The 21734-nt window shown below is 63.4% G+C and carries 23 protein-coding genes; 13 read left to right on the top strand and 10 right to left on the bottom strand.

The features are described 5' to 3' along the window. Nucleotides 1–14 precede the first annotated feature (14 nt). The 9 genes from CLV78_RS09355 to CLV78_RS09315 all read left to right on the top strand — a co-directional run bounded on the left by CLV78_RS09355 (nucleotide 15) and on the right by CLV78_RS09315 (nucleotide 10426). On the top strand, nucleotides 15–947 hold the full coding sequence (locus tag CLV78_RS09355) for a CPBP family intramembrane glutamic endopeptidase (protein WP_158263494.1): 933 nt from the start codon (nucleotides 15–17) through the stop codon (nucleotides 945–947). 67 nt (nucleotides 948–1014) lie between these two features. Then, nucleotides 1015–1968, top strand: a complete 954-nt coding sequence (gene accD / locus CLV78_RS09350) for an acetyl-CoA carboxylase, carboxyltransferase subunit beta (protein ID WP_106204549.1) — start codon at nucleotides 1015–1017, stop codon at nucleotides 1966–1968. 2 nt (nucleotides 1969–1970) lie between these two features. Further along, entirely contained in the window at nucleotides 1971–3242 is a 1272-nt protein-coding gene (locus tag CLV78_RS09345; RefSeq protein ID WP_245924918.1) for a bifunctional folylpolyglutamate synthase/dihydrofolate synthase, read from the top strand. 175 nt (nucleotides 3243–3417) lie between these two features. Continuing rightward, a complete protein-coding gene (gene ilvD, locus CLV78_RS09340; RefSeq protein ID WP_106204548.1) occupies nucleotides 3418–5181 on the top strand; it encodes a dihydroxy-acid dehydratase in 1764 nt (587 codons plus the stop codon). Further along, nucleotides 5162–5815 (top strand): hypothetical protein, encoded by a 654-nt coding sequence (locus tag CLV78_RS09335; protein WP_146136671.1) that lies wholly within the window; start codon nucleotides 5162–5164, stop codon nucleotides 5813–5815. The genes ilvD and CLV78_RS09335 overlap by 20 nt, the downstream gene beginning before the upstream one ends. 63 nt (nucleotides 5816–5878) lie before the next feature. Next, the gene (locus CLV78_RS09330) at nucleotides 5879–6652 is read left to right on the top strand and encodes a DUF6478 family protein (protein WP_106204546.1); all 774 of its coding nucleotides are present in this window, start codon (nucleotides 5879–5881) and stop codon (nucleotides 6650–6652) included. A 128-nt stretch (nucleotides 6653–6780) separates the two neighbouring features. Beyond that, nucleotides 6781–7047, top strand: coding sequence for a hypothetical protein (locus CLV78_RS09325; protein ID WP_106204545.1), 267 nt, complete (start codon nucleotides 6781–6783; stop codon nucleotides 7045–7047). Between the two features lie 97 nt (nucleotides 7048–7144). Beyond that, a complete protein-coding gene (locus tag CLV78_RS09320; RefSeq protein WP_106204544.1) occupies nucleotides 7145–9172 on the top strand; it encodes an FAD-dependent oxidoreductase in 2028 nt (675 codons plus the stop codon). Between the two features lie 348 nt (nucleotides 9173–9520). After that, nucleotides 9521–10426, top strand: a complete 906-nt coding sequence (locus tag CLV78_RS09315) for a LysR family transcriptional regulator (protein ID WP_106204543.1) — start codon at nucleotides 9521–9523, stop codon at nucleotides 10424–10426. A 105-nt stretch (nucleotides 10427–10531) separates the two neighbouring features. On the opposite strand, the gene CLV78_RS09310 is transcribed toward CLV78_RS09315, so the two are convergent. The 5 genes from CLV78_RS09310 to era form a co-directional block, all read right to left on the bottom strand. Further along, nucleotides 10532–11506 carry an OmpA family protein gene (locus tag CLV78_RS09310; protein WP_106204542.1) on the bottom strand — a complete coding sequence of 325 codons (975 nt, stop codon included), beginning with the start codon at nucleotides 11504–11506 and terminating at the stop codon, nucleotides 10532–10534. An 81-nt stretch (nucleotides 11507–11587) separates the two neighbouring features. Continuing rightward, nucleotides 11588–12253: a DNA-3-methyladenine glycosylase I gene (locus CLV78_RS09305; RefSeq protein WP_106204541.1), complete on the bottom strand. Its 666-nt coding sequence runs from the start codon at nucleotides 12251–12253 to the stop codon at nucleotides 11588–11590. Further along, nucleotides 12250–12984, bottom strand: a complete 735-nt coding sequence (gene recO, locus CLV78_RS09300) for a DNA repair protein RecO (protein WP_106204540.1) — start codon at nucleotides 12982–12984, stop codon at nucleotides 12250–12252. Before recO ends, CLV78_RS09305 begins: the two co-directional genes overlap by 4 nt. Before the next feature lie 145 nt (nucleotides 12985–13129). Further along, nucleotides 13130–13456 carry a DUF1491 family protein gene (locus CLV78_RS09295; protein WP_106204539.1) on the bottom strand — a complete coding sequence of 109 codons (327 nt, stop codon included), beginning with the start codon at nucleotides 13454–13456 and terminating at the stop codon, nucleotides 13130–13132. After that, a complete protein-coding gene (gene era, locus CLV78_RS09290; protein WP_106204538.1) occupies nucleotides 13453–14361 on the bottom strand; it encodes a GTPase Era in 909 nt (302 codons plus the stop codon). The genes CLV78_RS09295 and era overlap by 4 nt, the downstream gene beginning before the upstream one ends. Nucleotides 14362–14556: 195 nt before the next feature. Here era and CLV78_RS09285 point away from each other — a divergent pair, with 195 nt between their 5' ends. Further along, nucleotides 14557–16485 (top strand): methyl-accepting chemotaxis protein, encoded by a 1929-nt coding sequence (locus CLV78_RS09285; protein ID WP_106204537.1) that lies wholly within the window; start codon nucleotides 14557–14559, stop codon nucleotides 16483–16485. 438 nt (nucleotides 16486–16923) lie between these two features. On the opposite strand, the gene rnc is transcribed toward CLV78_RS09285, so the two are convergent. From rnc to CLV78_RS09260, 5 genes are all read right to left on the bottom strand, one after another. Continuing rightward, nucleotides 16924–17607, bottom strand: a complete 684-nt coding sequence (rnc, locus tag CLV78_RS09280; protein WP_106204536.1) for a ribonuclease III — start codon at nucleotides 17605–17607, stop codon at nucleotides 16924–16926. Then, nucleotides 17604–18380 carry a signal peptidase I gene (gene lepB, locus CLV78_RS09275; RefSeq protein ID WP_106204535.1) on the bottom strand — a complete coding sequence of 259 codons (777 nt, stop codon included), beginning with the start codon at nucleotides 18378–18380 and terminating at the stop codon, nucleotides 17604–17606. The genes rnc and lepB overlap by 4 nt, the downstream gene beginning before the upstream one ends. Before the next feature lie 71 nt (nucleotides 18381–18451). Then, nucleotides 18452–18877, bottom strand: a complete 426-nt coding sequence (gene acpS, locus CLV78_RS09270; protein WP_106204534.1) for a holo-ACP synthase — start codon at nucleotides 18875–18877, stop codon at nucleotides 18452–18454. Beyond that, nucleotides 18874–19353, bottom strand: coding sequence for a hypothetical protein (locus tag CLV78_RS09265; protein ID WP_106204533.1), 480 nt, complete (start codon nucleotides 19351–19353; stop codon nucleotides 18874–18876). Before CLV78_RS09265 ends, acpS begins: the two co-directional genes overlap by 4 nt. Then, the gene (locus CLV78_RS09260) at nucleotides 19350–20108 is read right to left on the bottom strand and encodes a pyridoxine 5'-phosphate synthase (protein ID WP_106204532.1); all 759 of its coding nucleotides are present in this window, start codon (nucleotides 20106–20108) and stop codon (nucleotides 19350–19352) included. The genes CLV78_RS09265 and CLV78_RS09260 overlap by 4 nt, the downstream gene beginning before the upstream one ends. Nucleotides 20109–20234: 126 nt before the next feature. On the opposite strand from CLV78_RS09260, the gene CLV78_RS09255 reads away from it, so the two are divergent. The 3 genes from CLV78_RS09255 to CLV78_RS23630 all read left to right on the top strand — a co-directional run. Then, nucleotides 20235–20783 carry a hypothetical protein gene (locus tag CLV78_RS09255; RefSeq protein ID WP_106204531.1) on the top strand — a complete coding sequence of 183 codons (549 nt, stop codon included), beginning with the start codon at nucleotides 20235–20237 and terminating at the stop codon, nucleotides 20781–20783. 39 nt (nucleotides 20784–20822) lie between these two features. Next, nucleotides 20823–21470 carry a sulfotransferase family 2 domain-containing protein gene (locus CLV78_RS09250; protein ID WP_158263493.1) on the top strand — a complete coding sequence of 216 codons (648 nt, stop codon included), beginning with the start codon at nucleotides 20823–20825 and terminating at the stop codon, nucleotides 21468–21470. A 170-nt stretch (nucleotides 21471–21640) separates the two neighbouring features. Then, nucleotides 21641–21734, top strand: a 94-nt coding sequence (locus tag CLV78_RS23630; protein ID WP_146136670.1) for a GTP-binding protein, incomplete at its 3' end; no start/stop codon positions are given.

Below are 21734 nucleotides of genomic sequence, written 5' to 3'. Positions count from 1 at the left end.
GAGGACCGACCGATATGCGCGCGCCCGAATTCGAAGCCTCCCTGCACGAGGCAAAGCTCTACCCGCAACTCTGGCGCCTTCTGCTGGGCGTGCTATTCATCGTCTTCATATACATCTCGACCGTGGTGCCGCTAAGCGTCGGGACCGTGGTGGCGATGGCGAGGTCAATGGCCGGCGAAGAGCCGATGACGATGTTCCACATAACCGCCGCCTTGCGTACGCTGCAAACCAACCTCGCGGGGACAGGAGGGATCGCCACGCCCGCGACGGTCTTTTTTGCGCTGGCCACCTTTGCCGGCCTTTTCGCCGGGCCGCTTCTGGCGGCGGCCGCCTTTCATTTCCGAGGTCCGGGGTCGGTCTTCGGACCGTTCGGGGACTGGGCGCGTGGCTTCGGTACGGCACTCATGGTGCAGGTCCCGATCCTGGCGGCGATCTCCCTGGTCGGCGCCTGGATAGACCCGCCCACCGCGAACCTGGCGTTCGGTGATTGGCTGCGGTATCTGCCCCTCGCCTTGCCGCTCATCTTCCTTCAGACGGGTGCCGAGGAGGTGCTGTTCCGCGGCTACCTTCAGCAGCAACTGGCCGCGCGTTTCGCGGCCCGCGTGATCTGGATGGGCCTGCCGGCTCTTGCCTTTGCATTGCTGCACTGGTCGCCCGCGGCCGGTCCGAACCTGCCCGTGATCCTTCTTTCCTCCTTCATCTTTGGCCTCATCGCCGCTGACCTGACGGAGCAGACCGGCAACCTCGGGGCCGCGATGGGACTGCACTTTGGCAACAATTTCTTCGGCATGCTGGTCGTGGCAATCGCCAACACGATCACCGGGCTGGCTCTTTATGTCTCGCCGTCGCCTCTCAACGAGTTCGGGGGGATGACGCTGGCCATGGGCATCTCGATCGTGATCATGCTGGTTGTCTGGTGGATCACCCGCCGCCTGCTGACCCGGTGATCGGCGAATTGCAATTGCCGCCGCGTCGGCATATCTGAGGGCCGAAACGCAGGCGCGAGGACCCCCGATGAACTGGATCTCCAACTATGTCCGTCCAAAGATCAACTCCCTCTTCTCGCGCCGGGAAGTGCCGGAGAACCTTTGGAGCAAGTGCCCGGAATGCGGCACGATGCTGTTTCACAGGGAACTCAAAGACAACCTGAACGTCTGTACCAACTGCAGCCATCACATGGCGCTGACGCCCCGCGACCGGTTCGAGACCCTGTTCGACGGCGGGATCTTCACGGAAGTGGCCGTCCCGGATACCGTGGCCGACCCGCTCCATTTCCGGGACCAGAAGAAATACCCCGACCGGCTGAAGGCTGCCCAGAAAAAGACGGGCGAGACCGAGGCCATGCTGGTCGCGGAGGGCGAGATGGGCCGCACGCCGATCGTCGCCGCCGCACAGGACTTTACCTTCATGGGCGGGTCGATGGGCATGTACGTCGGCAACGCGATCATTGCGGCTGCCGAACGTGCCGTGGAACTGAAGCGCCCGCTGATCCTGTTCTCTGCGGCAGGGGGCGCGCGGATGCAGGAAGGTATCCTGAGCCTGATGCAGATGCCCCGTACCACGGTGGCGGTGGAGATGCTGCGCGAGGCGGGACTGCCCTATATCGTGGTCCTGACCCATCCGACCACGGGCGGCGTGACCGCAAGCTATGCCATGCTCGGCGATGTGCAGATCGCGGAGCCGAACGCGTTGATCTGTTTCGCCGGGCCGCGCGTCATCGAGCAGACGATCCGCGAGAAACTCCCTGAAGGCTTCCAGCGAGCGGAATACCTGCTCGACCATGGCATGCTCGACCGCGTCACCCATCGCAAGGACCTGCGGGACGAACTGATCACCATCACCCGGATGATGCTTGGCCTGCCACCCGCGGTCATGGGCGACCTGCCTGCCCCCGTGGCTGAGGCTGGCGAGACTCCCGAGCCCGCCGCTGCCACTCATCCTGAAGACGAAGCCAAACCGGGCGCCTGAACGTGGCAGGACCCGACAGCGCTGCGCTGCTGGCGCAGATGATGGACCTGCATCCGTCGGCGATCGATCTGTCGCTTGGCCGGACCTATCGCTTGCTGGAGGGTCTGGGTCGTCCGCAGGATCGCCTGCCGCCCGTGATCCATATCGCGGGGACCAATGGCAAGGGGTCGACACAGGCCATGTTGCGCGCGGGCTTCAGTGGGGTCGGCCAGCGGGTGCATGCCTATACCTCGCCGCATCTCGTGAGGTTCAACGAACGTATCGTTCTGGCGGGTGAGGACATCACCGAAGCCGGCTTGCGCGATATCCTGGCGCGGACGCTGGAGGCCAACGCCGGGGCGCCGGTTACCTTCTTCGAGGCGACCACCTGCGCGGCGTTCCTGGCCTTTTCGGAGACACCTGCAGATGTCCTGTTGCTCGAGGTCGGCATGGGCGGTCGCATGGACACGACCAACGTGGTCGATGCTCCGGATCTGACGATCATCACGCCGGTCGCGCTTGATCATCAGGCCTTCCTTGGTGAGAGCATCGCCGAGATTGCGGCGGAGAAGGCGGGGATCCTGAAACGCGGCGTGCCCTGCGTGGTCGGCCGCCAGACGGACGAGGCGCTGGAAGTCATCGAGGCCCGGGCCGCGCGGCTTGGCGTTCCACTGCTTGCGCATGGGCAGCACTGGCATGTCTGGGAGGAACGCGGCCGGCTGGTTTTCCAGGATGAGACCGGACTGCTGGACCTTCCACGCCCCGCGCTTGTCGGTCCGCACCAGGTCGAGAACGCGGGCATGGTTCTTGCAGCGCTCCGCTATCTTGGTCATGGCGAGGCCACCTGCGAAGCCGCGATGACCGGCGCAACCTGGCCCGCCCGAATGCAGCGCCTCCGCTCCGGTCCATTGGTAGAGGCCGCGCCGGGCTGGGAGATCTGGCTCGATGGGGGGCACAACCGGCACGCCGGGACGGCGCTCGCCGAAAGCCTCGCCAGCTTGCCAGACCGGCCAACATCCCTTGTCCTCGGCATGCTGCGCAGCCGCGAGCCGGACGATTACCTTGCCCCGCTGACACCACGGGTCGAAGCCATCCAGACTGTCCATATTCCCGATGAAGATGCATCATGGGACGCCGAGGCGCTCGCCGATGCGATCACGCTCGATGTACCTGTCGCCGCGGCCGTGAATCCCGCCGAGGCGATCCGGCGGATCGTCGGCAGCAAGGATGCAGGCCGTATCGTGATCTGCGGCTCGCTGTATCTCGCGGGGGCGATCCTAAAGGACCATGGCTGACAGCCGGTCGTTGCGCAGTGGGCAGACCGGAGAAGTGCCCGCCGTCCGCTGCGATGCCAGCTCGCCGCTCCACCGCGCAGGTTCACGTTGACGGCAACCAGGGTTCAGGCGGTTCCCGCTTGCTCCGCCTTTCCGCGACAGCTATTCCATCCGGCAAGCCAGACAGGGGAAAGCCATGCTGAAGGGTCCGTTCGACAAATCCAACCTGCCCAGCCGCCACGTGACCGAAGGTCCGGCGCGGGCACCTCATCGCTCCTATATGTACGCGATGGGTGTCAGCGAGGAGGAGATCCACCAACCCCTCGTGGGCGTCGCCACCTGCTGGAACGAAGCCGCGCCATGCAACATCGCGCTGAACCGTCAGGCCCAGTCGGTGAAGCTCGGCGTCAAGGCTGCCAGCGGCACCCCGCGCGAGTTCACCACCATCACCGTGACCGATGGCATCGCCATGGGTCACGAGGGGATGCGCTCCTCGCTTGCCAGCCGCGAAGCCATCGCCGACACGGTCGAACTGACCATGCGCGGCCATTGCTACGATGCGCTGGTCGGGCTTGCGGGCTGTGACAAGTCGTTGCCCGGGATGATGATGGCAATGGTTCGCCTGAACGTGCCGTCGGTCTTCATCTACGGCGGTTCTATCCTTCCGGGCAAGGTGCCCGCCGGCGCGAATGTGCCAGAGGATTTTGCCAACCGTGACCTGACCGTGCAGGACATGTTCGAAGCCGTCGGGCGCCACCAGAACGGCACCCTCAGCGACGAGGCACTTGCGATCCTTGAGCGGGTGGCCTGCCCGTCTGCCGGCGCCTGTGGCGGTCAGTTCACCGCCAACACGATGGCCTGCGTCAGCGAAGCAATCGGCCTTGCGCTGTTCAATTCCTCCGGAGCGCCCGCGCCCTATGAAAGCCGGGACCAGTATGGGACCGCGTCCGGCGAGGCGGTGATGAAGCTGCTGGAACAGAATATCCGCGCCCGGGACGTCGTCACCCGCCAAAGCCTCGAAAACGCTGCGCGCGTGGTTGCCTGCACGGGTGGCTCGACCAATGCCGGGCTGCACCTGCCGGCCATCGCCCACGAAGCCGGCATCGACTTCGACCTGTTCGACGTCTGCGAGATCTTCCACGACACGCCCTATTTCGTGGACCTGAAGCCGGGTGGCCAGTACGTGGCCAAGGACCTCTATGACGCTGGCGGGATTCCTGTCGTGATGAAGGAGCTGCGCAAGGCGGGCCTGATCCACGAGGATTGCGTGACCGCTTCGACCCGCACCATTGGCGAGGAACTGGACCGCATCGACCGCGACGCCGACGGGCGCGTGATCTACCCGATCGAAACGCCGATCACCCAGACCGGCGGCGTTGTCGGCCTGAAGGGCAACCTTGCGCCGGAAGGTGCCATCGTGAAGGTGGCCGGCATGGAAACCGAGCAGCAGGTCTTCTCCGGTCCGGCCCGTGTCTTCGATTGCGAGGAGGACGCGTTCGAGGCGGTAAAGGCGCGTGGCTACAAGGAAGGCGAGGTTATCGTGATCCGCAACGAAGGCCCCGCCGGTGGCCCCGGCATGCGCGAGATGCTGGCCACGACGGCCGCCCTTTCGGGACAGGGAATGGGCAAGAAAGTGGCGTTGATCACCGATGGCCGCTTCTCCGGCGCGACCCGTGGGTTCTGCGTCGGGCACGTTGGGCCGGAAGCCGCTCATGGCGGGCCGATTGCGTTGCTCGAGGATGGTGACGTGATTACCATCGACGCAATCAAGGGCGAGATCTCGGTCGCGTTGAGCGACGAGCAACTCGCCGAACGAAAGAAAAGCTGGGCAGGACCTCGGGACACCATCTACGCCACCGGCGCGCTGTGGAAATACGCGCAGCTTGTGGGGGGTGCCAGACTGGGGGCCGTGACTCACCCCGGGGGCAAAGACGAGAAGCATGTCTACATGGACCTGTAGTCCGAAGAGCACGATGGCGGCGCATTTCTGCGCCGCTTTCCTTCTGGCCGGTTGCGCAACGGATGCGCCGGTCAGCAGAACGGCGGGGAAGGTGGACGGCACGCTCACCCGCTTTCCGGTTCTCGACAATGCAGTGGTGATCGCGGCTCCGGCCGGCTATTGCATCGATGCGCCAGGCAGCCGCTCCGACAGCCACGATGCTTTTGTCCTGCTGGCATCCTGCCGGGCGGTCACCGGGCGAGAGGATGCGCCAACGCCGCGCCGACCCGGTTTGCTGACGGCCAGTGTCGACGGCACGACCGTCGGTCGGGCCTTCCCGTCCGAACAGGAGTTCGCCGCTTTTTTCGACACCACGCGGGGCGAAGCACTGTTGTCGAGCACGGGCAACTCCGACCACATCGCGATCCGCGAACATTTCGCCAAGGATGGCGCCTATTTCGTGCACGCACTGGAGCGGAATGACAGCGATGTTCTCGACGGACAGAGCTGGCGCACGATTTTCGAAGTGAACGGGCGAATGGTGACGGCAACGCTCAGGGACGTGCCGGACCACCCGATCCCGTCGCAAGCCGGGATGCGCATCGTCGAGGATTTCGCAAGCCGGATCGCGGCAGCCAGTCCCCGCATGCGCTAGTGTTTGCAGGTTTGAAACCTTTTCCCGTAAAGAGGGACGTGGCGGTTTCCTTGGAACGGGTGCATGGCAAAGGGCGCGATCAATCGGATTGGCGGTCTCTTCGACAGGGGAGTTCTGCGCCGTTGGCGCCGGGGGCTGGAAGCAGTCGTATCGCCGGGGTCCTCCGACCCGAAAGGCGTGGGCCATGACGCCCAGACAGGGCATGGTGATCAACGCCGGAACGGCAAGCGGGCGGAGCCTCGCGGCGACGACGAGGTTAACGTGCACAGGTCAAACGCCCCGAGAGGCGCGGATTGCGTATGGCGACCGTCGCTCTGGTGCGAGCCGGCTACACCGCGCGGTCACACCAATCTGACCTCCGGGACTCGTCTTGCACAGGATGTGGCCCTGTTTCACGACTGTCCCGATTGCGACATCGCCACCCGACAGCTTCCTGAGCCGGCCGGATCAGATCCGGATGGCAAATATGCCCTTCAGATAGAGGTCTTTCGGTTCAATGGGTCCTTCCTGTCGCTGGCGATGGATTTGCCGTCCGAGGCAATCTCCGGCCTTTCGCGCCGGCACCTGATCGGGGTTCGGGCGTCGCTCGAAACCGAGCGCCCGTTGGAGGTCTTCGCCCGGTTGAACGTTCGCCACGGGCCAAACACTGAGAAGATTTCGCGCGAGGTCGGAGTTTCGGATGGCATTGCGGCACTGGAATTCGACCTCGCTTATGCCGACATGCATGAGACTCGCGTGGAAGCCGCATGGATCGACTTGATCTTCAAGGCGCCGGCCATGAACATGATCCACCTGCAGGACGTTTCGTGCCACCGCCGCTTCCGTGCCGAGCTTTGAGGATGCCATGACAGAACTCACCCTCTCGATAGCACGAGTTCGTGGCGGTGTCTGGCACGAAGTATTAGTCGCACCGGACGGAGACATGGAGGCACCGCTCATCGAGGTTGTGCTTCAGGACACTCCGATTGAGGGGGCGCAACTGTTCCCCCGACGCCGAGGTCGGGAACCTCTGGACACTCAAGGTGCCGATCCCGGTGCATCTCCTGTCGGATGGTGTGCAAACCTTCGTCGTGAGAGACATGGCCAGTGACGAGACGCTGGCGCGGTTCTCCATCGTCACAGGACCGTCTCTGGACGAGGACATCCGGGTGGAACTGGAAATGCTGCGCGCGGAACTCGATCTGCTCAAGAAAGCCGTTCGGCACCACTGCGCCGAAGCGGCGGAGACCTGAGCGTCACCGCTTTACGTTCACGTAAAGCGGTGACGCCGCGTTGCGCGTGACAAGCCCTCTGCCGATCTCCATTCTGCCGGCCAAAAGGGAGGGATTCATGACCGCGTACCCACATCTTCTGGCGCCGCTGGACCTCGGCTTCACGACATTGAAGAACCGGGTCCTGATGGGCTCGATGCACACCGGCCTTGAAGAAACCCGGGATTGGGAGCGTGTGGCAACCTTCTATGGTGAACGCGCCGCCGGGGATGTGGCACTGATCGTCACCGGTGGCATGGCGCCCAACCGTGAGGGGGGTGTCTTTCCCGGGGCCGCGGGACTTTTCACCGACCAGGACATTGCCAACCACAGGATCGTCACCGACCGGGTGCATGACAACGGCGGCAAGATCGCGATGCAGATCCTGCATGCGGGGCGCTATGCCTACAGCCCGGAATGTGTCTCTGCGTCTGCCGTGAAATCTCCGATCTCGCCGTTCCCGCCGAAGGCGCTGGATGAAGCGGGTATCGAGAAGCAGATCGCCGACATCGCCACCGCCGCGGCCCGTGCGAAGGCTGCAGGCTATGACGGTGTCGAGGTGATGGGATCGGAGGGGTATTTCCTCAACCAGTTCCTGGTGACCCATACCAACAAGCGGACTGATCGTTGGGGCGGTTCCTACGAAAACCGGATGCGGTTGCCGATCGAGGTTGTGAAGCGCTGCCGCGAGGCCGTGGGACCGGATTTCATCATCATCTATCGGCTGTCGATGATCGACCTGGTGCCCAACGGCTCGACCTGGGAGGAGGTCGTCCAATTGGCGAAGGCCATCGAAGCTGCCGGTGCCACGATCATCAACACCGGCATCGGCTGGCACGAGGCCCGCATTCCCACCATCGCAACCTCCGTGCCGCGCCGTGCCTTCACCTGGGTGACGAAGAAGTTGATGGGCGAAGTGACCATCCCGGTAATCACATCCAACCGGATCAACACGCCCGAGGTGGCCGAGGACGTGCTGTCGGAAGGGTGTGCGGACATGGTCTCGATGGCGCGTCCGTTCCTCGCGGATTCCCAGTTCGTGAAAAAGGCAGCCGAGGGCAGGGGGCACGAAATCGCGCCCTGCATCGCCTGCAATCAGGCCTGCCTCGATCACACGTTCAGCGGCAAGCTGACCTCTTGTCTGGTCAATCCCCGCGCCTGCCACGAAACCGAGATCTGCATAGAGCCTGCCACCGGCACGAAGTCCATTGCCATCGTTGGCGCTGGACCCGCGGGTCTCGCTACGGCAATGACTGCGGCCGAGCGCGGCCACAGGGTGACGCTGTTCGACCGTGCCGGCGAAGTCGGTGGCCAGCTCAACTTGGCGAAGAAGGTTCCCGGCAAGGAAGAATTCCACGGGCTCGTTGCGTGGTTCGACACAATGGTGCGCAAGTCCGGGGTCGAGCTGCGGCTCGGAGAGGAGGCCACCGTCGAGTTGCTGGTCGATTTCGACGAGGTGATCGTGGCCACCGGCGTCCGCCCGCGCGACCCAAAGATCCCGGGGCAGGATGGCGCGAATGTGCTTGGCTATGTCGACGTGCTGCGCGACGAGGCACAGGTCGGTCCGAAGGTCGCCATCGTCGGCGCCGGCGGCATCGGCTTCGACGTTGCGCAATTCGTGGCACACACGGGTGAGAGCCCGACAGAGAACCTCGATGAGTGGAAGGAGATCTGGGGTGTGGGAGATCCGGAAGAAACCCGCGGTGGCCTCGCACCCGAGGGGCCGCAACCGGAGCAGGCGGCACGCGACGTTGTGCTGTTGCAGCGCAAGGCAGAAAAGCTCGGCAAGCGGCTGGGCAAGACGACGGGCTGGATCCACCGTGCCGAATTGAAGATGCTCGGCGTGAAGATGCTGGGCGGCGTGAACTACGAGGCGATCGAGGACGGCGGCATCAGGGTGTCGTCGGGCGATGCGCAGGACAACCCAACGTTGATCGAGGCAGATACCGTGATCCTCTGTGCCGGTCAGGAGCCGGAGCGGAGCCTTGCGGACGCGCTCGAGGCCGAGGGCAAACCTGTCCATGTGATCGGTGGGGCCGATGTAGCGGCCGAACTGGACGCCAAGCGGGCGATCGATCAAGCCGTGCGGCTCGCGGCCAGGCTCTGACAGAAATCGGGCGGAAGTGTCTTTTTAAGGGCCCCCTGGTGGGGCCCTTTCTTTGTTTCGCATCCCTCGGAAACCGCCGGACACGCGCCTAGATTGTCGCCCGATGGGACGCAATCAGCACAAAAAAAATTTCTTGCTGAAGGGGCAAATGAGGCAGGCCGACTGGTAGCCGTATCCTCGATTTGTTGCTCAAGTCACCAGAGTCCAAAGGGTTTTTTGCGCGCTCTAGTGTTTCCATAGGCAAAACGATGCCCGATTAATCCCAGACATTGTCGGCAGTTTGCCCCAGTCTTGCCGGAATTCGAATGGATACATGACCCGTAGACAAAGAGTTCACGAGGATCGCTTATGGATCGCCTGACCGAGATGGAAGCCTTCGCCACCGTTGTGGATCAGGGTGGCTTCACGGATGCCGCGAAGAAAATGGGCATCTCCAAGTCGGCCGTTTCCAAACACGTGTCCTCGCTCGAGGCGCGTCTTGGTGCCCGCCTATTGAACCGCACCACCCGCCGCGTCTCGCCCACGGAAATCGGTCTGGCCTATTACGACCGCGCCCGTCGCGTGCTGAACGACGCCGGCGAGGCCGATGCGCTCGTCACATCGATGCAATCGGCGCCGTCCGGCCTGTTGCGGATCTCCGTAGCTACCGATTTCGGGGTGAATCATCTCTCGCCGATCCTTGGTGACTTCCTCGCCGAGTACCCGGATATCACCGTCAACATGGTGCTGAACAATCGCTACGTGGAGCTGATCTCCGAAGGTTTCGACATGGCGATCCGGATCGGAGAGTTGGAAGATTCCACGCTGCGTGCACGCAAACTGGCCGAAACCAGCAAACGAATGATTGCCAGCCCAAGCTACTACCAGCACTACGGGCGGCCGCAGAAGATCGATGATCTGAACGGACACAAACTGCTGCATTATTCCAATCAATCTTCGGGCAATGTCTGGAAGCTGACAGCCCCGTCGGGAGAGCGGCGCCAGGTACGCACTGCCGGATGGTTGACGGTCAATGATGGCCAGTCGCTGCTCAACGCCGCCGTCTCGGGGCTTGGTATCGCGTATCTGCCGAGCTTCCTCTACGCCGACGCCATGCGCGAGGGGCTGGTAGAAGAAGCGATCCCGGATCTGCCGATCGAACCGCTTGGGATTTATGCGGTGTACCCGCCGGGCCGGTTTACCCAGCCCAAGGTGCGCGCCTTCATCGACTTCCTTGTCCGAAGCTTCTCCGAAAAGGGGCAGGAGATCTGGTAGGGATACCGGACGAAATCCAACACGATGCTGAATGGCCGGAGGTTTGCCCCTCCGGCCATTTACCTTTCGGGGTTGCTCCGAAGCGCTGTGGCGGCTCCGATGGGATCACTCTGTCCCTTGCAGGATGACCTCGACACGCCGGTTTCGCTTGCGACCATCCTCTGTGGAATTGGGTGCGCGTGGAGCAAGGTATCCCACGCCCTCTGCCGAAATCCGGTCGCCGGCGATAGCGTGATCGGAGATCAGCCGCGCACGTACCTCCGCAGCGCGCTTCCTCGACAATGCGATATTGCTGGCCAGTTCTCCTTCTGCATCCGTGTGCCCCACGAGTGTTATCCGCGCTTCGGGCGCGCGTGTCAGAAAGGTGGCCAATGCTTCGAGAGATGCGAATTCCGTTGCCTCCAGTGCCGAGGAGCCCGTCTGAAAGGACAGGTCATCAAGGGAGACATGACCCTGTTGTCGGAGTGTGTTGGCTAGTGGGGAATCGAGGTCTGCCGTGGGTGGGGCCGTCCCGGAAACCGTCGGTCGCGGACGCGGCCCGGTGGTGTCCGACTCGCGCAGCGCCGTGCCGGCCGGGACATCGGACGGCGTGACCTCTGTCAGTTGAACAAAGCCGCGATTGTCGGAGCGGCTGACCAGCAGGAACGCGCGCTCGATCTGGTCGCCGTCCCCACGATGGACGAGCAAAAACCGGTAGTCTCCGAGGTCCACGTGCATTTCCGGTGCTGGCAGAACCGGCAGGGAATACCGGAACTCGAACCCGCCGCATTCAGTCGCTTCACATTCGAACACGGGCTGATACCCGGCCTGGACAAGCTGCGAGCGCAGTGGGTCGAGCAATTGCAACGTGGTCAGGTTGGCGCCCTGCAACTGCCAGGCCCTGTGGCGGATTGATCCGTCGGCGACCTCTGTCGCCGGGGTGCCGTCGCGCACGGGCGACAGCGGAAGGGCGAGCGAGCCGAGCGGTGTCTCTTCCTGGGCCACCAGTCGGGCACTGGTTGGAAAGGTCGGATCTAGCGCAACAGCCGGCTGAGCCAGAAGGCAGGCGGCAAGCGTCAGGGTGCGGGCGGGGATGATCATTGCCGTGTTGCTCTTCCTCCGCGTCGCCCACCAGACGACGCACGCAGGCACTTTAGCTGTCCGACTGTCCCCGGCAAGGTTTCAGTCCGGAACCGACAGGGCGAGCGTCCGGCTGATCACTGCGTAGCGGTCGCCGCTCTCCTCGTGCCAGGTGTTGAAAGCCTCCTGCGCCTTGCGTTGTGCGGATTTCGATGTCGCAGCGCCGTCCAGCACACCGGCCATGTTCAGGGCGGCCACCACGGATTTCGACAGGATCAGCGCATCGTATCCGGCGAACCGAAGCGCATACTGGCCCGTCATGCCGCCCAGGCGCGTACCACGTTTCTTGAGCAGATCGAACAGGCCAACGGTGTCCTCGACCGGCCAGTTTCCAAGGTAGGTCGCCGCCGATCCGTGCTCCCGTGCGAGATCGGAGAGGAACGCCGCGTTATCCCGGATCGAGAGGATCTTGCCCGCATGGCGAACGATATCGGTGTTCTTCAGGTGCGCATCAAGGTCATCGTCTGACATCAGGGCGTTCCGACCGATGTCGAACCCATGAAAGGCGGTTTCGAAGTTGGGCCACTTCTTGTCGATCACCGACCAGTTGAACCCGGCCTGAAAGACACGGCGGGAGAATTCGGACAACAGGCGATCGTCCGACAGGTCCCGAAGCGGCACGTCAGGCGGGGGAGGAAGCGCGGCGGCAAGTCCGTCCTCGCCGTGGCGCTGCACGGCCATTTCCCGGATCTCGGAGTAGCTTTTCACGTCTCGCGAGCCTCCCGCTCCAGTCGGTCCACCAGACGTTGCCGCGCCTCTGGCAGGGGACGGTCTCCCAGCGCCGGCGCCAGCCTGGTTTGCAGAAAGTACCCTGTTGTGCGCAGTCCTTCCAGAACCTCGCCTGCATGTGACGGAGATTCGCCGCGCAGGGGGGCGGGCAGCGGAAGCAGCCGCTCGGCCCATTCTCCGGCGCCGGCCTCGGTCACTGCCCGGCCCGTTTTCGGGGAAACATAGCGAAGCCCTTCGGTGGCTCCGGTCACGGCGCAGGCCGTGAGATCCAGCCCGAAGCCAAGCTCCTCCAGCAGCGCGCGCTCCCAGAGCAGGTAGAGCGCGGGCCAGTCCGCCTCGGTTCCAAGGGAATCGAGGAGGGTTTGCGTGGCCGTGTAGAACCCGCGATGCGGCTCCCGTTCCGGCAGGGCGAAGGAGACGAGCGCACAGGCCGCGCCAAGCCCATAGAGCGCGCGGCGGTCTCCGAGCGTCGCTGAGGTGCGTGACAGGATGGGCTCGACGCGGTACGTGCCGAGGTGTTCTTCCAGACGCGCCCGCCACTCGACCGAGAGCTGGTTTCCCGGCTGAAGCACCGGGGCAAGTTTGCGCGAGGTGCCGCCATGCACGACACCTGCGTGGCGCCCATGCGCGAGGGTAAAGACCTCGATGATCGCGGCGCTCTCACCATGTGGCCGTACCGCGATCAGGGTTCCTTCGTCGCGCCAGTCCATGTTCCCTCCGGAAGATCGGCGTGAAGTATCGCGGGGTCGCGGCGCGAAGCCAAGCGGTTCCGGATCGGTGGGTGTCGGCGGCTGGGGGGGGCCGAACAGGTACCCGATTGCCGATCGGTCGCCCGGAAACGATCCGGTGCGCGCGTCACTCCAGCCCCGGTTCATCCAGCATGTGACGCCCGGCGCGGCTCTCCACCTCGATGATCCAAAGATCCGGATCGGAGGCGCGCTGCCGGGCGAGCAGGGCATCGACATCGGGCTCGGCGCCTTCCGTGAGCAGGTCCCAAGGGCGGGAGCCGTCAAGTGACATGATCCTCTGGAACACTTTCGCTGTCCCGTCCAGAAGAGCCAGCTTGATCAAGATTGCCCCGGCCGTGTCATCGCCCTTCGACAGGACATAGGCGGGGACGGATTCTAGCTGGAGCCGCATCAGGTAGGCCTGAACCCAAAGGCCTGCGGCCAATCGGCTCACGTATTGCCGTCCTTGAAATCGAGACCCATCTCGGAGTATCGCTCGGCCTCTTCCAGCCAGCCCGGACGGACCTTCACCTGCAGGAACAGGTGCACCTTGCGGCCAAGGAACTCTTCCAGCTCGGCCCGTGCCGACTGGCCGATTGCCTTTATCGTCTCGCCGCCCTTGCCGAGCAGGATACCCTTGTGACCGTCCCGCGCGACGTAGACCAGCTGATCCACACGCACCGACCCATCCTTGCGCTCCTCCCAGTTCTCCGTCTCGACGGTCAACTGGTAGGGCAATTCCTGATGCAGCCTGAGCGTGAGTTTCTCGCGCGTCATCTCCGCGGCGATCATCCGCATCGGCAGGTCGGAAAGCTGGTCCTCTGGGTAGAGCCATGGCCCTTCCGGCAATGCGCCGGCAAGCCAGACACGAAGGTCATCGACGCCATATCCCTTCTCGGCAGAGATCATGAAAGTCTCCGCAAAGGGATAGGCTTCGTTCATCTGCTGGGTCAGCGCGAGCAGCTCCTTCGACTGCACGCGGTCGATCTTGTTGATCGCCAGGGCGACCGACTGGCCTGTGTTGCGGTCTTCCAGCGTGTCGAGAATGGCTTGGACACCGGGCGTGAGCCCGCGATGCGCCTCGACGAGCAGAACGACAAGGTCGGCGTCGGCCGCACCGCCCCAGGCCGCTGCGACCATGGCGCGATCCAGACGCCGGCGGGGGCGGAACAGCCCTGGCGTGTCCACGAAGACGATCTGTGCGTCGCCATCAACGGCCACGCCTCGAATCCGTGCCCGGGTCGTCTGCACCTTGTGTGTGACGATCGAAACCTTCGCGCCCACCATCCTGTTGAGAAGGGTGGATTTCCCTGCGTTGGGCTCTCCGATCAGGGCAACGAAGCCGCAGCGTGTGCTCATGGGGCTCTCCTTGGGTAGGCCAACGCATGTAGTCCATTTGCAGGGCGGAGGCCAGTCTTCGTCCGCATGGCCACGGCCACGACCCGCGCGCCGATCAAACTCCCTAAGATTCTAACGGACCCGTTCCGGATTAACGGCGCGTTATGTCGCTTGGGATAGGGCAATCCCAATTAATGTCGATGTCAGGGACCCCAAATGATCCGCGCCCGCCTTTCCAAACTGTCCACGCGCTTCTATGCGATCGTGGCGCTTGCAACCCTTTTGACGGCTGTTCTTTCGGAGACTTTGCTGAGCCTCGCGGTCGAAAACGCCTATCGGATGCGTCACAATCACCTCGGCGACGTCGTCGCCGCGACCGTCAGCCTGCTGGCGGATCTGGAAGAACAAGTCGTTTCCGGCGAGCTGACGCGCGCAGACGCGCAGGCAGAAGCAAAGCGGATCCTCAATACGATCCGGTTTGGCGACTCGGGCTATTTCTTCACCTTCGACCACGACCTGAATATCCTCGTGCTTCCAGTGAAGCAGGAATGGGTCGGGACGAACAAGGCTGGCTACGAGGATGCGAACGGCCTGAAACTGTATCAGGAGTTGCGGGACGTTGCGGTCCGCGACGGCGCAGGCGCTGTCTCCTACCAATTCATCAAGCCGGGCTCGAGCGTTGCGGAAGAGAAGATCGGCTTCGCGCAGAACTTCGAACCCTGGGGGTGGATCGTGGGAACCGGGTCCTATGTCTCCGACATCCGCGCAGAACTAGCAACGCTTCGCAACATCAGCAATGCGGTGCTCGGGGGCAGCCTGCTTGTGCTGCTGGTCCTGTCCACGGTCCTTGTCCGCAGTGTTGCCAAGCCTTTGAACGGGCTTGTCGAACGCATGATGAGCATGCGGGAAGGGAACTACGACGCGCCAGTGCCATCCATTGGTGCGCGGGGCGAGATTGGCGATATGGCGCGCACCATCGATGTCTTCCGGCAGGCCTTGCAGGAGCGGGAGCAGCTGCAGGCCGAGCAGGCAGCCAAGGATGCCGACATTGCCCGGGAGCGGGAGGAGGCACACAGGAAAGAGCGGGAGATGGAGGCACGGGAGGCCGCGTCCGCCGAAGAACGGCGACAGGAGGAGGAACGGCAGCGGGCAGAGCGCGAGGCGCAACGCGCAAGCGTCGCTGCGGAACAGGAGCAACATCGTCAGGAACAGGAACTGGTGGTCACGGCACTGGCCGACTCGCTGAAAGCAATCTCCGCCGGCAATCTGAGTACCCGGATCGACGCCCAGTTCCCCGAGGCCTACGAGACCTTGCGCCAGGACTTCAACCAGGCAGTCGAGAAGATCGCGGGGTTGGTCGGCTCTATCGTGGAGGGATCCGCGACCATCACCGTCGAATCCCAGAACCTGAACACGGCAGCGGCTGAACTCAGTCGCCGAACGGAATCCCAGGCGGCATCGCTCGAAGAAACGGCTGCAGCGATCACAGAGCTGTCATCGTCGCTGGACAGTTCGGTGCATGGCGCGACCGATGCCGCAAAAACTGTCACGCGGGCGCGGGAACGATCTGTCGCTGGCCGGGACGTCGTGCAGCGAACAATTGTTGCGATGTCCGAGATTGCCGACAGCTCTGACAAGATCTCGAAGATCACCAGCGTGATTGACGACATCGCCTTCCAGACGAACCTCCTTGCGTTGAACGCCGGGGTCGAAGCCGCGAGGGCAGGCGATGCGGGGCGCGGATTTGCGGTCGTGGCATCCGAGGTTCGCGCCCTTGCGCAGCGTTCGTCGGAAGCCGCCCGAGAGATTGCACACCTGATTGCCACGAGTGGCCAGCAGGTGGAGTCCGGAGTCAGCCTGGTCAACGATTCCGGCAGCTCGCTTGAGGAAATTGAAGCCCTGGTGAGCAATCTTGACGAGTTGGTCGGAGCAATCGCGGATGCGACCACACAGCAGGCAACGGGCCTGTCGGAGATCAGCACCGCCGTCAATCGGCTGGATCAGGTGACCCAGCAGAACGCGGCGATGTTCGAGGAAACGTCGGCAGCGGTCATGGCCTTGCAGACCCAGGCGCAGGTTCTCGATCAGAATAGCGGAAGTTTCACCCTCGGTGGAGACCCGCGGCCTGTCCAACGCGCCTCGTAAACGCGGGCACGGTCTGGCTCGCAAGGAGCGATGCGCGCTTTGGAGGTCGAAAGGGTGCCGGGCTCACCGGATGGCGTTCTGGCGGGTCAGCCATCCTTGCGGGCGACCGTGGTCGCGGTGGGGCCTCGAAAGCGCCGGGTACGAATATGCGGTCTGGGGCGAAACGGGGCCGAAACGTCTCTGTCGACAGATCGAAGTAGAGCACGGATTGGTCCGGGGAACTCGTTCTAAGACGAAAGAAACGTGGTCCATAAACCAGGACCGCTCCATCGTTCGTCTTTGTCCTGGGCACCTGCAAGTGGTCGAGACACCTGCCGTCTGGAAATGGCCTTCGGGTTGCAAGGTACCGGTCGATCGCGAGGCGGGGCATCGGGAAATGGGTGGGCGCCTTCGCCACCCCAAGGTTGAGCGGCGTGAGTGACACCGCTCGAATTCGGATCACTTCCGATCCAGCGCATCCAGCAGTTTCGTGGCCGCGGATTGCTCCGCCTGCCGTTTTGAACCGGCACGGCTGATCGCCTCTTCGCCGGTCTTCAGCTTGGCCGCGATGGTGAACTCCGGGGCGTGGTCCGGACCCGTGCGCTCCAGTAGAACATAGCTGGGCGGTGGCATTCCCCGGGCCTGCGCCCATTCCTGAAGTGCGGTCTTGGGATCCCGGGCGCGTTCTTCGGCGTTTTCGATCCGCTCACCCCAGAGGCGAAGAACGACCGGCTTGGCCGCGTCCAGGCCGCCGTCGAGATAGATCGCGGCAATCACCGCCTCCATGGCATCGCCAAGCAACGCATTCTTGCGCCGCCCACCCGACATCATCTCCGAGCGACCGAGTTTCAGTGCCGCGCCAAGGTCGATCTGCCGAGCGGCATCGGCACAGGTCTCCTTGCGCACGAGGGCGTTGTAGCGCGGGGCGAGCTGACCTTCGTCGGCCACCGTATCGGCCGTGAAAAGCGCCTCCGCGATGATGAGGTTCAGGACCCGGTCCCCAAGAAACTCCAGCCGCTGGTTCGACGGACGGGTTTCCGACGCGATGGAAGGGTGGGTCAGCGCGCGCACCAGAAGTTCCGGCTTGCGGAACTGGTACCCGAGCCGATCCTGAAACGCGCGAACGTCAGCCGAGAGCTTCAATCGATCCTCTTGAACAGTCGGTCCGGGCGCCAGGTCCAGACATAGAACAGTGAACGACCGGCGGACGAGAACATGATCCGGTCGGCGCGACCGATCAGGTTTTCATAGGGAACAAAGCCGACGCCACGGGCCAGTTGGTTTACCCGACTGTCAGTCGAGTTGTCCCGGTTGTCACCCATGAAAAAATAGTGGCCCTCGGGCACGCTGTAGACCGGGGTGTTGTCGGTCGGCCCATTGCCCACGTTCAGGATCGAGTGGGTGCGGCCGCCGGGCAGGGTTTCGACGAACTTCTCTTTTTCGCAGGAGCCGCCGGCGCCTACGGGACCGTTGAAACAGCGCGGCAGAAGCTGTTGCGGTCCCTGCGGTTCCATCGGCTCGACGAACATACCGACCGGCTCTGTCGGGACAGCCTCGCCGTTGAGGTGGAGAATGCCATTCTTCACCTGAACCCGGTCGCCGGGCAATCCGATCAGGCGTTTGATGAAATCCTGTCCATTGACCGGGTGGCGAAAGACGACCACATCGCCGCGTTCCGGCTCGGACCCGAGAATGCGCCCGTCGATGGGACACATTCCGAAGGGGCAGGAATACTGCGAATAGCCGTAGGCCATCTTGTTGACGAAGAGGAAATCACCGATCAGCAGCGTATCCTTCATCGACCCGGACGGGATCCAGAATGGCTGGAAGAACAGGGTGCGGAACACGCCCGCAATCAGCAGTGCATAGACTACCGTCTTGATCGTCTCGACGATCCCGTCCTTCGCGTCGCTCATGCCTGTCCTCTGCCTTCTTTGGTTCGGCCCGCATCGGGCTCGGGGCTACATGATCGGGAGGGGCCGAGGTGTCAAGCGTCGGTGCTGTCCGTCCCCGGGGTGACGGGCCGCGCTTCGATCACAACGAACGCCTGCGCCCAAGGGTGATCGTCTGTCAGGGTGACGTGGATGATCGCCTCGTGACCCGGGGGCGTCATCTCCTTCAGGCGGTCGGCGGCCCAGCCGGAAACCTCCATGACCGGTTGTCCGGTGCGCAGATTGGAGACAGCCATGTCCTTCCACGCGATCCCCATGCGCAACCCGGTGCCAAGGGCCTTGCTACAGGCTTCTTTGGCGGCCCATCGCTTGGCATAGGTGCCCGCCGTGTCGTGCCGGCGTTCGGCTTTGCGTTGCTCTATGTCGGTGAAAACCCGGTTTCGAAACCGGTCGCCGAATCGATCCAGCGTGCCCTGGATGCGCTCGATATTGGCGAGGTCGGTGCCGATGCCGAGGATCATGGAAACCCCACCGTGACGGTTCCTGTCGCCTGGTTCAGAAGAAGTGTCAGCCTGTCTGGGAACGTGCCGCCGGTGGCCGGATCGGGACGGCGTGCGGAAACCACAAAACTCAATCCCGCGGCGGGGTCATATCGGGCCTCGATCCCCTCAAGGGACAACCCCGCGAAGCCGATGCCTGGCGCATTTGCCGAGACGAGTGTGCATGTCCGTGATCCTGCCGGCCCGAAGGGCGGCGAGAGGATCATCAGGTGGAAGGCTCCCAGCGCCGGTTCGATCGTGTCGATGACGGCAAGGCGGACAGCGCCGTTGGCGTAGGTACGTGTCTCGGCCTCCCATGGCTCGGCGATGTTCCAGGCGCGCGTCAGGTGGTCCGGTGCGGCGTGGCAGGCCCTGACATCCACCGCATGTGCCGGCGAGATCGACAGCGCAATGGTCACCGCAATCGACGCCAGCTTTGCGATGGCAAAGCCGGTCATGCCCGTGCCGCGTCCATCAGGTCGCGCATGCGGCGGATCGATGCCTCCAGACCGACGAATATCGCCTCGCCCACGAGGAAATGGCCGATGTTCAGCTCCACGATCTCCGGGAACGCGGCAACGGGCTGGACGGTGTCAAAGGTCAGCCCGTGGCCCGCGTGCACCTCAAGTCCCAACCCGTATGCGAAGCTTGCCATGTCCCGCAGCCGCTCGAGTTCCGCGTCACGCTCATCGAAGCGCCCTTCTGCATGGGCATCGCAATAGGCGCCGGTATGCAGTTCCACCACCGCGGCACCGATCCGGTGGGCCGCCTCGATCTGGCGGGCATCCGCGGCGATGAAGATCGACACACGGCAGCCTGCATCGCGCAGCGGGGCGATGAAATGGGCCAGGCGGTTTTCGTCCTGCGCGACCTCCAGCCCACCTTCGGTTGTCCGCTCCTCACGTTTCTCGGGGACGATGCAGACGGCATGGGGTTTGTGGCGAAGGGCAATCGCCTGCATTTCCTCCGTTGCGGCCATCTCGAAGTTGAGCGGCACGTTCAGGGTCCGTGCCAGTCCCTCGATATCGGCATCGCTGATATGGCGACGGTCCTCGCGAAGGTGGGCGGTGATCCCGTCTGCACCTGCCGCTTCGGCCAGCTGCGCAGCGCGCAGAGGATCCGGGACGTCGCCGCCGCGCGCGTTCCGCACCGTCGCCACGTGGTCTATATTCACGCCGAGCCGCAGCCGGCCGACAAACTCTGTCTGGCTCATCCCAAAACTCCCTGTTGCCTCGCAGACATAGACGGGCGGTCGCGCCGACGAAAGCCCCAAGGCCGTTTGCGCCGACCCCATCGCTCGGATAGGTGTTTCGCAAACCGCATTCAAGACGAGCCACCGATGATCCGAACCACCCGCCGCCTGCTTGCCATTGTCGCACTTGCTGCATTGGCGGCCTGTTCAAGTCAGACCTCGATGTCGGAGAAACCGGTGGATCCGCTGGGCGAGTTCAAACTGGCGCACAATATTGTCGTGGTGAAGAACGTCCAGAAGGTGCAGCCGTCGAAAGATATTCCGCCACAGGTCTGGGACGATGCGGTGACGGAGGCGATCCAGGCGCGGATGGGCCGCTACGATGGCAGCCAGCTGTATCACCTCGGGGTCCAGGTTCTGGGCTACTCCGTCGCGGTGCCGGGCGTACCGCTTGTTCTGGCGCCGAAATCCGTCGTCGTGGTCGAGGCCACGGTCTGGGATGATGCGAAAGGTGGCAAGATCAATGCCGAGCCGCGCCAGTTTACGGTCTTTGAATCGGCCAGTCCCGATCTGTTCATCGGTTCGGGCCTGACCAAGACAAAGGACGAACAGGTTGCGAACCTCGCGGCAAATGTCGCGTTGCAGATCGAAAACTGGCTGCGCGAGAACGAAGCGTGGTTCGCCGCGCGCGAGTGACACTTTGCCAGGACCATGCGGGTCGGTGTGAGGGAAGACATGTCGGTGCATCTGTACAAGCAAGGGTTTTCCTACCTGGACGCGCCGAAATGTGGCAGCACATCGTTGAAGCACTTCTTTTTCGAGATCGAGAACGGTTTCGAATTCAGGAGGTTCCACGCGAACGGGCGGGCCCGGAATATCCACAACGCCGTCTACCCGGCCCGGGATTTTGCAAGCCAGCCGCATCGGCGCATCGCGGCGCACACCCGCGTGGCTGTCGTGCGGGATCCGGTCGGTCGGCTGCTGTCCTGCTATGGCAATCGCGTGCTCGGGGGAGGGGACCTCGATTCCCTCGATCTGACTGGATCGCAGCGGGCGCGCGGTATGACGGAAAGGCCCGACCTGGCGACGTTCGTGCGGTTCCTGCCGGACTACCGGGCCCTGTCGCCGAGTGTCGCGCACCATAGCCAACCGCTTTCCCACTTTTTGGGCACCGACCCGGACTACTATAGTCGGGTCTTCGGGATGGGCGATCTTGATGAGCTTGTTTCCATGGTGGCGGAGCGCGTGGGGGATGTGCCGAACCTCGGAAGGATGACGCGCAACAGGTTCCGGTCGCACGTGCACGACCTCACCGAAGACGTCCGCACTGCCATAGAAGTTCACTATGCCGAGGACATTCAGTTGTTCGGAGCGTGGATGTAGTCCGGCAAGGCAACTCCGCCGCCGGAAAACGCTCAACGCCCCGTGAAGAGGTTGAATATTGCCGGGAGTTCCTGCGGAAGCAGCTTGATTTCTGTCTTCAGACCCAATATCCCGCGCGCGATGTAGAACCGGGCCGCAGGTTGCCCCCCAAAGACGAGGCGCCACGACACATGGCAAAGGAAAAGTTTGACCGCAGCAAGCCGCATATGAACATCGGCACGATCGGTCACGTTGACCACGGCAAGACGACGTTGACGGCCGCGA

It is taken from the genome of Aliiruegeria haliotis, assembly GCF_003003255.1.
Classification (GTDB): domain Bacteria; phylum Pseudomonadota; class Alphaproteobacteria; order Rhodobacterales; family Rhodobacteraceae; genus Tropicimonas; species Tropicimonas haliotis.
This window is presented reverse-complemented; position numbering and strand designations above follow the sequence as displayed.